General features: G+C 55.7%; 12 protein-coding genes. 7 read left to right on the plus strand and 5 right to left on the minus strand.

Features of this window, described 5'->3' with window-relative positions:
- Nucleotide 1: 1 nt before the first annotated feature.
- A complete protein-coding gene (locus ACE38U_RS21855) occupies nt 2-220 on the plus strand; it encodes a YheU family protein (RefSeq protein WP_038478164.1) in 219 nt (72 codons plus the stop codon).
- A 90-nt stretch (nt 221-310) separates the two neighbouring features.
- Nucleotides 311-1,180, plus strand: coding sequence for a phosphoribulokinase (locus ACE38U_RS21860; RefSeq protein WP_038478162.1), 870 nt, complete (start codon nt 311-313; stop codon nt 1,178-1,180).
- A gap of 37 nt (nt 1,181-1,217) precedes the next feature.
- Here ACE38U_RS21860 and ACE38U_RS21865 read toward each other — a convergent pair whose 3' ends face one another.
- Nucleotides 1,218-1,622 carry an OsmC family protein gene (locus ACE38U_RS21865; protein ID WP_038478159.1) on the minus strand — a complete coding sequence of 135 codons (405 nt, stop codon included), beginning with the start codon at nt 1,620-1,622 and terminating at the stop codon, nt 1,218-1,220.
- A 313-nt stretch (nt 1,623-1,935) separates the two neighbouring features.
- Between ACE38U_RS21865 and crp the strand changes: the two genes are divergently transcribed.
- Entirely contained in the window at nt 1,936-2,568 is a 633-nt protein-coding gene (crp, locus tag ACE38U_RS21870; protein WP_003852956.1) for a cAMP-activated global transcriptional regulator CRP, read from the plus strand.
- Nucleotides 2,569-2,629: 61 nt separating this feature from the next.
- Complete coding sequence (locus tag ACE38U_RS21875; RefSeq protein WP_038478153.1) at nt 2,630-4,714, plus strand: YccS/YhfK family putative transporter; 2,085 nt, start codon at nt 2,630-2,632, stop codon at nt 4,712-4,714.
- Nucleotides 4,715-4,716: 2 nt separating this feature from the next.
- Here ACE38U_RS21875 and argD read toward each other — a convergent pair whose 3' ends face one another.
- The 3 genes from argD to ppiA all read right to left on the minus strand — a co-directional run bounded on the left by argD (nt 4,717) and on the right by ppiA (nt 7,287).
- The gene (gene argD, locus ACE38U_RS21880) at nt 4,717-5,937 is read right to left on the minus strand and encodes a bifunctional acetylornithine/succinyldiaminopimelate transaminase (protein ID WP_375530516.1); all 1,221 of its coding nucleotides are present in this window, start codon (nt 5,935-5,937) and stop codon (nt 4,717-4,719) included.
- A gap of 89 nt (nt 5,938-6,026) precedes the next feature.
- Nucleotides 6,027-6,590 (minus strand): aminodeoxychorismate synthase component 2, encoded by a 564-nt coding sequence (pabA, locus tag ACE38U_RS21885; protein WP_038478146.1) that lies wholly within the window; start codon nt 6,588-6,590, stop codon nt 6,027-6,029.
- A 124-nt stretch (nt 6,591-6,714) separates the two neighbouring features.
- A complete protein-coding gene (gene ppiA, locus ACE38U_RS21890; RefSeq protein ID WP_038478143.1) occupies nt 6,715-7,287 on the minus strand; it encodes a peptidylprolyl isomerase A in 573 nt (190 codons plus the stop codon).
- Between the two features lie 280 nt (nt 7,288-7,567).
- Here ppiA and tsgA point away from each other — a divergent pair, with 280 nt between their 5' ends.
- Entirely contained in the window at nt 7,568-8,752 is a 1,185-nt protein-coding gene (tsgA, locus tag ACE38U_RS21895; RefSeq protein ID WP_375530517.1) for an MFS transporter TsgA, read from the plus strand.
- A gap of 24 nt (nt 8,753-8,776) precedes the next feature.
- Here tsgA and ACE38U_RS21900 read toward each other — a convergent pair whose 3' ends face one another.
- Entirely contained in the window at nt 8,777-10,075 is a 1,299-nt protein-coding gene (locus ACE38U_RS21900) for a cytosine deaminase (RefSeq protein ID WP_038478137.1), read from the minus strand.
- A 211-nt stretch (nt 10,076-10,286) separates the two neighbouring features.
- Between ACE38U_RS21900 and nirB the strand changes: the two genes are divergently transcribed.
- Complete coding sequence (nirB, locus tag ACE38U_RS21905; protein WP_375530518.1) at nt 10,287-12,836, plus strand: nitrite reductase large subunit NirB; 2,550 nt, start codon at nt 10,287-10,289, stop codon at nt 12,834-12,836.
- A complete protein-coding gene (gene nirD, locus ACE38U_RS21910) occupies nt 12,833-13,159 on the plus strand; it encodes a nitrite reductase small subunit NirD (RefSeq protein WP_038478132.1) in 327 nt (108 codons plus the stop codon). Before nirB ends, nirD begins: the two co-directional genes overlap by 4 nt.
- Nucleotides 13,160-13,168 lie beyond the last annotated feature (9 nt).

Consider the following 13,168-nt stretch of genomic DNA (forward strand, 5'->3'; position numbering starts at 1 on the left):
AATGATCATTCCCTGGCAAGATCTCGCCCCTGAAACGCTCGACAGTTTGATTGAATCTTTTGTATTACGCGAAGGCACCGATTATGGTGAGCAGGAGCGCTCGCTGACGCAAAAAGTCGCCGACGTGAAGCGCCAGCTGCAAAGCGGCGAAGCCGTGCTGGTTTGGTCTGAACTCCATGAAACGGTAAACATTATGCCGCGCGGGCAGTTTCGCGGCTGACCGCTAACCGGCGGGGTGATCTATACTGGCTGAAAAGTATAACAATCAGAAACCAGACCTTTTTCCGATCCTTCATGGAGTTGTCACCCTATGTCAGCCAAACACCCGGTTATTGCGGTCACAGGTTCCAGCGGCGCCGGAACGACCACCACCAGCCTCGCCTTCCGCAAGATTTTCCAGCAGCTCAACCTGCGTGCCGCCGAAGTTGAAGGCGACAGTTTCCATCGCTATACCCGCCCGGAAATGGACATGGCCATCCGCAAGGCGCGCGATGCCGGCCGCCACATCAGCTATTTTGGGCCAGAAGCCAATGACTTCGGATTACTGGAACAAACCTTTATCGAATACGGCCAGAGCGGCAAAGGGCAATCACGTAAATATCTGCATACCTACGATGAAGCCGTGCCGTGGAACCAGGTGCCCGGCACCTTTACGCCGTGGCAGCCGCTGCCGGAGCCAACCGACGTTCTGTTTTATGAAGGCCTGCACGGCGGCGTTGTCACCCCGCAGCACAACGTGGCCGACTGCGTAGATTTGCTGGTTGGCGTGGTGCCTATCGTTAACCTGGAATGGATTCAAAAACTGGTTCGCGACACCGGCGAACGCGGTCATTCGCGGGAGGCGGTGATGGACTCCGTCGTGCGTTCGATGGACGATTACATCAACTTTATTACCCCGCAGTTTTCACGCACCCATATTAACTTCCAGCGCGTCCCAACGGTGGATACCTCTAACCCGTTTGCCGCCCGGGCAATTCCGTCGCTGGACGAAAGCTTCGTGGTTATCCACTTCCGCGGCCTGGACGACATCGACTTCCCTTATCTGCTGGCGATGCTGCAAGGATCGTTTATCTCCCACATCAACACCCTGGTGGTGCCTGGCGGAAAAATGGGGCTGGCGATGGAGCTGATTATGGGGCCGCTGGTGCAGCGACTGGCGGAAGGCAGGAAGATTGCCTGATTCGGCAGAGGCGGCGTGAATGCCGCCTTTTTGACGCTTAAGCTTCGATCACTTCATAGCTGTGGGTAATGTTTGCCGCTTTCCCAAGCATGAGCGCTACCGAGCAATACTTTTCAGCAGAAAGATCGACTGCGCGAGCGACGGCGCTATCCTTCAGCTCTTTTCCGCTAACCACAAAGTGCAGATTAATATGGGTGAACAAACGCGGCGCTTCTTCGCGGCGTTCCGAAGTCAGCTTCACCTCACAGTCCGTCACGTCGTGGCGGCCTTTTTGTAAAATCGACACCACGTCAATGGCGCTACAGCCGCCCGCCGCCATCAGCAGCATTTCCATTGGGCTTGGCGCTTTATCGCCAGAATTACCGTCCATCAGGATCTGGTGGCCAGAAGCGGACTCACCGAGGAAGGTCATGCCTTCCACCCATTTAACACGTGCCTGCATTTTGCCTACTCCAGTTGAGAAAATATTCTTTCAGATTACGCGCCTACGTGAAAACTGGCAACGTAAGGCGATCCAGGTCATGCTGAAACGAGACAAGACAAGACACTTACCAAAAGCTATGCTAAAACAATCCGGATGCTGCTGCTATACAGAGAAGTTTATGCCGTAAGCAGAGGAAACGACTAATTACAGGCCGCAGGAGTGACCTGCCCGCCAGTTCCCAGGGTTTGGGAAAATTTCACGATTGCAACGCCAGACAAGAGGTTCCGAGTCTTGTCTTTGGTAGCCAGTTTATAACAGAGGATAACCGCGCATGGTGCTTGGCAAACCGCAAACAGACCCGACTCTCGAATGGTTCTTGTCTCATTGCCACATTCATAAGTATCCGTCGAAGAGCACGCTGATTCACCAGGGTGAAAAGGCGGAGACGCTGTACTACATCGTCAAAGGCTCCGTAGCTGTTCTGATTAAAGATGAAGAAGGCAAGGAGATGATCCTTTCTTATCTGAATCAGGGTGATTTCATTGGTGAATTAGGTTTGTTCGAAGAAGGCCAGGAGCGTAGCGCCTGGGTTCGCGCCAAGTCAGCCTGTGAAGTAGCTGAAATTTCTTATAAAAAATTCCGCCAGCTGATTCAGGTCAACCCGGACATTCTGATGCGTCTGTCTTCCCAGATGGCGCGTCGCCTGCAGGTGACCTCCGAGAAAGTCGGCAACCTCGCCTTCCTCGACGTGACCGGCCGTATCGCACAGACGCTGCTGAACCTGGCTAAACAGCCGGACGCCATGACCCACCCGGACGGGATGCAGATTAAGATCACCCGCCAGGAAATCGGTCAGATCGTGGGCTGCTCCCGCGAAACCGTTGGCCGTATTCTGAAAATGCTGGAAGACCAGAACCTCATTTCCGCACACGGTAAAACGATTGTCGTTTACGGCACTCGCTAATTAGCCCCATAAAGGCGTGTCGCTTCGGTAACACGCCTTTTTTGTCTCTACAATTCAGGCTATGTGGAAGAGATTAATTTATCACCCGGAAGTTAACTACGCGCTGCGGCAAACCCTGGTGCTGTGTTTACCCGTGGCTATCGGCCTGATTCTCGGCAGCCTGCAAAATGGCCTGCTCTTCTCGTTAGTGCCTGCCTGCTGCAACATTGCCGGGCTGGACACGCCGCATAAACGCTTCTTCAAACGCTTGATCATCGGCGGCAGCCTGTTCGCCGTTAGCAGCCTTATCATGCAGCTGCTGCTGCTTTACACCCACGTCCCGCTGCCTGCGATATTAATCGTCATGGCCCTGCTGCTCGGCGTCACGGCGGAGATAAGCTCGCTGCATGCTCGCCTGCTGCCCGCGTCGCTGATTGCCGCCATTTTTACGCTCAGCATGGCCGGCAACATGCCTATCTGGAAACCGATGGTGCTCTATATCTCCGGCACCATCTGGTACGGCGCGTTTAACTGGTTCTGGTTCAGGCTATGGCGTGAACAGCCGCTCAGAGAGTCGCTCAGCCTGCTGTACCGCCAGCTTGCGGACTACTGCGAAGCAAAGTACAGCCTGCTGACCCAGCATACGGATCCTGAAAAAGCGCTACCGCCGCTGCTGGTACGTCAGCAGAAAGCCGTCGACCTGATAACGACCTGCTACCAGCAGCTGCATATGCTGTCGGCCAATCAGCAAAATGGCTACAAACGCCTGCTACGCGCTTTCCAGGTCGCCCTGGATTTGCAGGAGCACATTTCGGTTAGCCTGCATCAGCCGGAAGAGGTCCAGAAGCTGGTCGAGCAAAGCCATGCCGAGGCGGTGATCCGCTGGAACGCCCGAACCATCGCCGCGCGCCTGCGGGTGCTGGCAGACGATATTCTCTACCACCGCTACCCGACGCGCTTTACCATGGACAAGCAGATCGACGCCCTGGAAAAGATCGCCCGCCAGAACCCGGATAACCCGGTCGGGCAGTTCTGCCATTATCACTTCAGCCGCATCGGCCGGGTGCTGAAAACCCAACGCCCGCTGTATGTAAGGGATTTAATGGAAGATCGGGAGCGCCGCCTGCCGTTCTTCCCGGCCCTGAAAAACTATCTCTCCTTCAAGTCATCAGCGCTGCGCAGCTCCGCACGTTTAGGCGTAATGTTGACGATTGCCAGCCTGCTCGGGTCCTTCTTACATCTGCCTAAACCGTATTGGATCCTGATGACCGTGATGTTCGTGACGCAAAACGGCTACGGCGCCACCCGGGTACGTATCGTGCACAGGGCGGCTGGCACCATGGCAGGGCTGTGTATCGCCGGCATCACCCTGCACTTCCACGTCCCGGACAGCTACACCCTGCTGGCGATGCTAATGATTACCCTGGTGAGCTATCTGTTCATTCGCAAAAGCTACGGCTGGGCCACCATCGGCTTTACCGTCACGGCGGTATATACCCTGCAGCTCATTACCCTGAGCGCCGAAAGCTACATCATTCCACGGCTTATCGACACGCTGCTCGGCTGCCTGATTGCCTTTGGCGGCATGATCTGGCTTTGGCCACAGTGGCAAACTGGCCTGCTGCGCCAGAACGCCCACGACGCGCTCGAGGCCGACCAGGATGCGATTCGCCTGATATTGAGCAACGATCCGGAACCCACGCCTCTGGCCTGGCAACGAATGCGGGTCAACCAGGCGCACAACGCGCTCTTCAACTCGCTCAACCAGGCGATGCAGGAACCCGGATTTAACTCTCATTATCTGGCAGACATGAAGCTCTGGGTGACCCACAGCCAGTTCATCGTCGAGCATATCAACGCCATGACAACTCTGGCGCGCGAGCACAACATGCTCACGCCGGACCTGGCGCAAAAGTACCTGCAGTCTTGTGAAATAGGCTTACAGCGCTGCCAGCAAAGGCTGGAGTATGACGGGCCTGGCGGATCGAACGACGCCAATATTCTGGATGCGGACACGCTGCCCACGGGGCCGTTAAGCACCATGGAGCAGCATTTACAGCGGATTATTGGCCACCTGAACACCATGCATACCATCTCCTCGGTAGCCTGGCGCCAGCGGCCTCAGCATGGGATCTGGCTGAGCCGCCGCCTGCGGCGCTCGGGTTAAGATTAGCCAGCCACCACGCGGGCAACGGCTTTAGCGAAGCGCTGCATTCCTTCCAGGATATCCGCGTCTTCAACGATAAGCGAAGGCGCAAAACGCATGACGTCCGGGCCGGCATTCAGCACCATCACGCCTTCAGCCGCTCCCGCATAGAGAAACTCACGGGCACGTCCCTTGTACTTCTCGTTCAGCTCTGCGCCAATCAACAGCCCCATGCCGCGAATATCGCTAAACAGATCGAACTGGTCGTTAATCTTCTGCAACTGTTCAACGAACAGTTGGCGCTTCACCGCCACGCCTTGCAGAACTTCTGGCGTATTGATGATATCGAAAGCCGCACCGGCCACCGCACATGCCAGCGGGTTACCGCCATAGGTTGAACCGTGGCTGCCCACGTGGAACGCGGAGGCAATCACATGGGTGGTCAGCATCGCGCTCACCGGGAAACCGCCGCCGAGGGCTTTGGCGCTGGTCAAAATATCCGGGGTGACGCCGTAGTTGATATAAGCGAATAATTCGCCGGTGCGGCCCATCCCGGACTGGACTTCATCAAACACCAGCAGCGCCTGGTGCTCATCACACAAATCACGCAGCCCCTGGAGGAACTCCGGCGTCGCAGCGGTCACGCCGCCTTCACCCTGAATCGGCTCAACAACTACCGCACAGGTATGGTCATCCATCACCGCTTTCACCGCCGCAAGGTCGTTGTATGGCACGTGGATAATGTCGGCCGGTTTGGGGCCAAAGCCGTCGGAGTATTTAGCCTGCCCGCCTACGGAAACGGTGAACAGCGAGCGGCCGTGGAACGCATTGTAGAAGGCGATGATTTTGCTTTTGTACGGGCTGTGACGGGTCGAAGCATAGTAGCGGGCCAGTTTGAAAGCCGTTTCGTTTGCTTCCGTGCCGGAATTCATGAAGACGACGCGTTCGGCAAAGGTGGCGTCGATCAGCTTACGGGCAAGCTTCAGGGCTGGCTCATTGGTAAAAACGTTGCTGGTATGCCACAGGGTTTCGCCCTGGGCCTTCAGCGCCTCAACGAGCGCAGGATGGCAATGCCCCAGCGCGGTCACGGCGATGCCTCCGGCAAAGTCCACGTACTCTTTCCCGGCGGAGTCCCACACGCGGCTGCCCTTTCCTTTAACTGGAATAAACTCTGCCGGTGCATAAATCGGCAGAATCACTTCATCGAAGGTTGCCCGCGTAACCGCTGATTGTTCAGTTGCCATTTATTCCCCACCCGTTTTTATGCGTTAGACATGAATGAAAATATAATCACGAAATATGCATAAAAAACCAAAACCAGGCAAGCAACAATTCACCGCTTCAGGAAATTCGCCAGCAGCGCATGCCCCTGCTCGCTGAGAATGCTTTCCGGGTGGAACTGCACGCCTTCAAGATCAAGCGAGCGGTGGCGGATCCCCATGATTTCCTGCTTATCCGTCCAGGCAGTGACTTCAAAACTGTCGGGCAAGGTGGCAGGGTCGATGAGCAGCGAGTGGTAGCGAGTCACGGTCAGCGGATTATTCAGCCCGCGAAATACGCCGCTGCCGTTGTGGCTGATAGCGGAGGTTTTGCCGTGCATCACCTGTTCTGCCCGCACAATGGTGGCGCCAAACGCCTGTGCAATGGCCTGATGCCCCAGGCAAACGCCCAAAACAGGAAGCTGTCCGGCGAAGTGATTAATGGCGGTAAGGGAGATGCCCGCCTCGGTCGGCGTGCAGGGGCCTGGAGAAATCACCAGTTTCTCCGGGGCAAGACGCTCGATGTCGTCCAGCCCAATTTCGTCATTACGCTTAACCAGCACTTCCTCACCCAGTTCGCAAAAATACTGGTAGAGGTTCCAGGTGAAGGAATCATAGTTGTCGATAAGCAGTAACATGGCGGCTCCAGGGCAAAAAAAGAACGCGTTATTCTAGCCGCTTTCCCTGGCCTGGCTCACCACTTATTGAAATTCTCTGCTTCAGGAGAGGGTTGCGCGGGCGACAGGACCCGCGCCGGAAATCTTAAGGCAGAACCTTCGCGGAAAGGATCACGATAGGTTTTGACGGCACATTCTGGTACGGGCCGACGTCATGGCTTGGTGCCTGGGAGATTTTATCGGCAACGTCCAGGCCTTTGACCACTTTACCAAATACCGCGTACCCGAAGTCGCGCTGGCCGTGGTCCAGGAATGCGTTGTCGGCCACGTTGATAAAGAACTGGCTGGTGGCGCTGTCTTTATCGGCGGTGCGCGCCATAGAAATCGTGCCGCGGGTATTGCGCAGGCCGTTGTCCGCTTCGTTTTTGATCGGCGGATTAGGCTGCTTCTGGTTCATATCTTCGGTGAAGCCACCGCCCTGAATCATGAAGCCCGGGATCACACGGTGAAAGGTGGTGTTGTTATAAAAACCGCTATTAACGTAATCCACGAAGTTTTTGACCGAAACAGGCGCTTTTTGGCTATTTAACTCAAGCTCAATATTGCCAGCCGAGGTGGTCAACAGGACGTGCGGATCGCCTTTTGCAGCCAGCGCCGCAGGGGAAAGCGCAGAAAGGGCGAATACAGCTGCAACAGCCGCCAGTGTCGATTTGAGCATGAATAATTCCTTACGAAGGCAGTGAGTGAAGCAAGTTGCTTGATTGTAAAGAGGCACCGCAGTCGACGCCAGCCATTTACTGTTATTTACTTTTACACAAATCAACGAGTTGCAGCGTCAGCGCGCTGAAACAGGTTGAAATATGTGACGCACTTCATGATTCAATTAGTTTATTTCAGCAATAAATTCATAATTCATTTAAATAGATCACGCAAATGACTAAAATCTGCCCGTCCGCCGCGCTGTCAATGCGCTTTACACTTCCTTGCACAGGCTCGTTATGACTAACAGCAACCGAACCAAGCTTTTATGGATTAGCTTCTTCTCCTACGCCCTGACCGGGGCGTTGGTGATCGTCACCGGGATGGTGATGGGAAACATCGCAGAGTACTTCAATCTGCCGGTGTCCAGCATGAGTAACACGTTTACTTTCCTTAATGCCGGTATTTTGATCTCTATCTTCCTGAACGCCTGGCTGATGGAAATCGTACCGCTGAAAACCCAGCTGCGCTTTGGCTTCCTGCTGATGGTGCTGGCCGTTGCCGGCCTGATCTTCGGTCATAACCTGGCTATCTTCTCGGCCTCGATGTTCGTGCTGGGGCTGGTGAGCGGGATAACCATGTCGATTGGTACCTTCCTGATCACCCATATGTATGAAGGGCGTCAGCGCGGTTCTCGCCTGCTGTTTACCGACTCCTTCTTCAGCATGGCCGGGATGATTTTCCCGATGGTCGCCGCAATCCTGCTGGCCCGTAGCATCAACTGGTACTGGGTCTACGTCTGTATCGGTCTGGTCTACGTGGCTATCTTCCTGCTGACTCTGGGCTGTGAGTTCCCGGCGCTGGGCAAGCATGCGAAGAAAGACGAGCAACCTGCTGCCAAAGAAAAATGGGGCATCGGCGTGCTGTTCCTCTCCGTCGCGGCGCTATGCTACATCCTCGGCCAGCTGGGCTTTATCTCCTGGGTACCGGAATACGCCAAAGGCCTCGGCATGAGCATCAACGATGCCGGTAAGCTGGTCAGCGACTTCTGGATGTCTTACATGTTCGGCATGTGGGCGTTCAGCTTTATCCTGCGTTTCTTCGACCTGCAGCGCATCCTGACCGTGCTGGCCGGGGCGGCCACCGTGCTGATGTACCTGTTCAACCACGGCGATCCGGCTCACCTGGCGTGGTTTATTCTGGCGCTCGGTTTCTTCTCCAGCGCGATTTACACCACCATCATCACCCTGGGTTCACAGCAGACCAAAGTGTCTTCGCCGAAACTGGTTAACTTTGTGCTGACCTGCGGCACCGTGGGTACCATGCTGACCTTTATCGTCACCGGCCCAATCGTGGCTCACAGCGGCCCTCTGGCTGCTCTGCATACCGCGAATGGCCTGTATGCTGTGGTGTTCGTCATGTGCCTGGTGCTTGGTTTCGTGACCAAACACCGTCGTCATGGCGCAGAAGCTGCGGCACACTAATCGCCCTGCGATTTGCCCTCTTCCCTAACGGGGAGAGGGTCCTTCAAACTGAATGTTTTCCGTTTTATCCCCCAGCATTATCTTCGTCTGAGCAGGCTGCGTCGTGGCAATGACCTGCCCGGCACGAATCGACCAGCGCACCGGCACCTGCCGCCGTACCGCATCAAATCCGTTTTCAGCAGGTAAAATAACAAGGTTCGCCGAGTTACCCGGCGTAATGCCGTAGTCCTCAACGCCGAAGGTGCGGGCGCTGTTATCGGTGATAAGCTTTAACCCTTCGTCTATTTGCTGATAGCCCATCAGCTGGCAAACATGCAGCCCCATGTGCAGCACCTGCAGCATATTGGCGGTTCCGAGCGGATACCACGGATCGAAAACATCATCGTGGCCGAAGCAAACGTTGATGCCCGCCCCCAGCATCTCCTTCACCCGCGTTACGCCGCGGCGTTTAGGGTAATCATCGAAACGCCCCTGCAAATGAATATTGACCAGCGGGTTTGCCACAAAGTTAATACCCGACAGCTTAAGCAAACGGAACAGCCGCGAGGTATAGGCTCCGTTGTAAGAGTGCATTGCCGTTGTGTGGCTGGCGGTCACCCGCGCGCCAATACCGTCGCGGTGGGCCAGAGCGGCCACGGTTTCGACAAACCGCGATTGTTCATCGTCTATTTCATCGCAATGAATATCTAACCGCCGCTGATATTTCTGGGCCAGGGCAAAAGCCTTATGCAGCGACTCAACGCCATATTCGCGGGTAAACTCGAAATGAGGGATAGCCCCGACAACATCGGCGCCCAGACGTAATGCCTCTTCCAGCAAAGCCTCGCCGTTCGGATAGGAGAGAATGCCCTCCTGCGGGAAAGCCACCAGCTGCAGCTCTACCCACGGGGCAACTTCCTGCTTCACTTCAAGCATCGCCTTCAATGCGGTCAGCGTCGGGTCAGAAACGTCCACGTGGGTACGAACATACTGAATACCGTTGGCAATTTGCCACTTCAGCGTTTGCCACGCCCTGTGTTTTACATCTTCATGGCTCAGCAGGGCTTTGCGCTCCGCCCAGCGTTCAATCCCTTCAAACAGCGTACCGGACTGATTCCAGCCCGGCTGCCCGGCGGTCTGCGTGGTATCCAGATGGATATGCGGCTCAACAAAGGGGGCAATGGCTAACCCGCCTTCACCGTCCAACGCCTGGCCGCTTTCCTGCTGCACCTCACCCATTGGCGTAATGGCCTGAAATTTTCCGTCAGCGATCGACAGCTGCCACAACCCTTCCCGGCCCGTCAGCCGCACATTCTGAATAACCCGTAACGCTTTCGTTTCCATAAGTCCTCTCTTATCCGTCGCAGACTGTTTCATAGCATACACCGCTTTGATTTACTGGCGAAAAACCAGTCAATTCCATTACTTACAAAAATACATCAAAATCAATGATATACCTCTTAATAGGTATATAAAGGCGCGTTTGATTTGTATCAATAATCACCCTGGCTGAATCGTTAAGGTAGGCGGTAATAAAAAAGAAATTGAGGCAATTATGAGCAAGGTCAGAATCGCAGTTATCGGTAACGGCATGGTGGGCCATCGCTTTATCGAAGACTTACTTGATAAAGCCCCGCCGGACCAGTTCGATATCACCGTATTTTGTGAAGAGCCGCGTAAAGCCTACGATCGCGTGCACCTCTCTTCTTATTTCTCCCATCATACCGCTGAAGAACTTTCCCTCGTCCGCGACGGCTACTACGAAAAACACGGCGTAAAAGTGCTGGTTGGCGAACGTGCCATCACTATCAACCGCCAGGAAAAAGTGATCCATTCCAATACCGGCCGTACCGTTTATTACGACAAGCTGGTCATGGCAACGGGCTCTTACCCGTGGATCCCGCCTATTAAAGGCTCGGAAACTCAGGACTGCTTCGTTTACCGTACCATCGAAGACCTGAACGCTATTGAATCCTGCGCCCGCCGCAGCAAACGCGGTGCCGTCGTCGGCGGTGGCCTGCTGGGGCTGGAAGCGGCCGGGGCGCTGAAAAACCTCGGCGTGGAAACTCACGTTATCGAATTCGCACCAATGCTGATGGCCGAGCAGCTTGACCGCATGGGCGGGGAGCAGCTGCGCAGCAAAATCGAGCGCATGGGCGTGCGTGTGCACACCGGCAAAAACACCCAGGAAATCGTCCAGCAGGGCACCGAGGCCCGTAAAACCATGCGTTTTGCCGACGGCAGCGAGCTGGAAGTGGACTTCATCGTCTTCTCTACTGGTATTCGCCCTCAGGACAAGCTGGCGACCCAGTGCGGGCTGGAAACAGCCCCCCGCGGCGGCATCACCATCAACGATAAGTGCCAGACTTCAGACCCGGATATTTACGCCATCGGAGAATGCGCCAGCTGGAATAACCGCGTCTTCGGCCTCGTCGCACCGGGCTACAAAATGGCTCAGGTTACCGCAGACCACCTGCTCGGGAGCGAAAACACCTTTGAAGGCGCGGACATGAGCGCCAAGCTGAAACTGCTCGGCGTTGACGTCGGCGGTATCGGCGATGCTCACGGCCGCACGGCAAACGCCCGCAGCTATGTTTACCTCGATGAAAGCAAAGAGGTATACAAACGTCTGGTGGTTAGCGAAGACAACAAAACCCTGCTCGGCGCGGTGCTGGTTGGCGACACCAGCGACTACGGTAACCTGCTGCAGCTGGTGCTGAACGCGATTGAGCTGCCGGAAAATCCGGACTCGCTGATCCTGCCGGCTCACGCCAGCAGCGGTAAGCCGTCTATCGGCGTGGATAAGCTGCCGGAAAGCGCGCAAATCTGTTCCTGCTTTGACGTCACCAAAGGCGACCTGATCAAGGCTATCAATAAAGGCTGCCACACCGTTGCGGCGCTGAAGGCCGAAACCAAAGCCGGCACCGGCTGCGGCGGCTGTATTCCGCTGGTCACCCAGGTGCTGAACGCCGAGCTGGCCAAAGCCGGTATCGAAGTGAACAACAACCTGTGCGAACACTTTGCCTTCTCACGCCAGGAGCTGTACCACCTGATCCGCGTGGAAGGGATCAAATCCTTCGACCAGCTGCTGCAAAAATACGGTAAAGGCTACGGCTGTGAAGTCTGCAAGCCAACCGTAGGCTCGCTGCTGGCATCCTGCTGGAACGACTACGTGCTGCAGCCAGAGCTAACGCCGCTGCAGGATACCAACGATAACTTCCTCGGCAACATCCAGAAAGACGGCACCTACTCGGTGATCCCGCGCTCAGCAGGCGGTGAAATCACGCCGGAGGGGCTGATGGAAGTCGGCCGTATCGCCCGCGAATATAACCTTTACACCAAAATCACCGGCTCCCAGCGCATCGGCCTGTTCGGCGCACAAAAGGACGACCTGCCGGAAATCTGGCGTCAGCTAATTGAAGCCGGATTCGAAACCGGCCACGCCTATGCCAAAGCATTGCGTATGGCAAAAACCTGCGTCGGCAGCACCTGGTGTCGTTACGGCGTGGGCGACAGCGTGGGCTTCGGCGTCGAGCTGGAAAACCGCTACAAAGGCATTCGTACTCCGCACAAAATGAAGTTTGGCGTCTCCGGCTGTACCCGCGAATGTGCGGAAGCGCAGGGCAAAGACGTGGGCATCATCGCTACTGAAAAAGGCTGGAACCTGTATGTTTGCGGTAACGGCGGCATGAAGCCACGCCATGCGGACCTGCTGGCGGCGGACCTCGACCACGATACCATCATCAAGTATCTCGACCGCTTCATGATGTTCTACATCCGCACCGCCGACAAACTCACCCGTACTTCCGTCTGGCTGGAGAACCTGGAAGGCGGTATCGACTATCTGCGTAGCGTGATTGTCGACGACAAGCTGAGCCTCAACGATCAGCTTGAAGCTGAGATTAACCGCCTGCGCGAGAAAGTGATCTGCGAGTGGACAGAAACCGTGAACACGCCACAGGCTCAGGTTCGCTTCAAACACTTTATCAATAGCCCGCAGCGCGACCCGAACGTGCAGACAGTTAGCGAGCGCGAACAACACCGCCCGGCCACGCCGTATGAGCGTATTCCGGTCACTCTGGTAGAAGTGGAGGAACACGCATGAGCCAGTGGACAACCGTTTGTCAGCTAGACGACATCCTGCCTGCAACGGGTGTTTGCGCCCTGGTGGGATCTGCACAAGTTGCTATTTTCCGCCCGCGTAAAGACGAGCAGGTTTACGCCATCAGCAATATCGACCCGTTCTTTGAAGCGAGCGTGCTTTCACGCGGGCTGATTGCAGAACATCAGGATGAGCTGTGGGTTGCCAGCCCGCTGAAAAAACAGCACTTCCGCCTGCGGGACGGCCTGTGTATGGAAGATGAAAGCCGCTCCGTCCCGCACTATGAAGCGCGCGTGCAGGACGGACTGGTACAGATAAAAGCTTAATACTTAAAA

Source organism: Cedecea selenatireducens (genome assembly GCF_042138895.1).
GTDB classification, from domain to species: Bacteria; Pseudomonadota; Gammaproteobacteria; order Enterobacterales; family Enterobacteriaceae; genus Cedecea; species Cedecea selenatireducens.

Coding starts and splice junctions, on each gene's coding strand:
- ACE38U_RS21855 (WP_038478164.1), top strand. CDS start 2: ATGATCATTCCCTGGCAAGATCTCGCCCCTGAAACGCTCGACAGTTTG.
- ACE38U_RS21860 (WP_038478162.1), top strand. CDS start 311: ATGTCAGCCAAACACCCGGTTATTGCGGTCACAGGTTCCAGCGGCGCC.
- ACE38U_RS21865 (WP_038478159.1), bottom strand. CDS start 1,622: ATGCAGGCACGTGTTAAATGGGTGGAAGGCATGACCTTCCTCGGTGAG.
- crp (WP_003852956.1), top strand. CDS start 1,936: ATGGTGCTTGGCAAACCGCAAACAGACCCGACTCTCGAATGGTTCTTG.
- ACE38U_RS21875 (WP_038478153.1), top strand. CDS start 2,630: ATGTGGAAGAGATTAATTTATCACCCGGAAGTTAACTACGCGCTGCGG.
- argD (WP_375530516.1), bottom strand. CDS start 5,937: ATGGCAACTGAACAATCAGCGGTTACGCGGGCAACCTTCGATGAAGTG.
- pabA (WP_038478146.1), bottom strand. CDS start 6,590: ATGTTACTGCTTATCGACAACTATGATTCCTTCACCTGGAACCTCTAC.
- ppiA (WP_038478143.1), bottom strand. CDS start 7,287: ATGCTCAAATCGACACTGGCGGCTGTTGCAGCTGTATTCGCCCTTTCT.
- tsgA (WP_375530517.1), top strand. CDS start 7,568: ATGACTAACAGCAACCGAACCAAGCTTTTATGGATTAGCTTCTTCTCC.
- ACE38U_RS21900 (WP_038478137.1), bottom strand. CDS start 10,075: ATGGAAACGAAAGCGTTACGGGTTATTCAGAATGTGCGGCTGACGGGC.
- nirB (WP_375530518.1), top strand. CDS start 10,287: ATGAGCAAGGTCAGAATCGCAGTTATCGGTAACGGCATGGTGGGCCAT.
- nirD (WP_038478132.1), top strand. CDS start 12,833: ATGAGCCAGTGGACAACCGTTTGTCAGCTAGACGACATCCTGCCTGCA.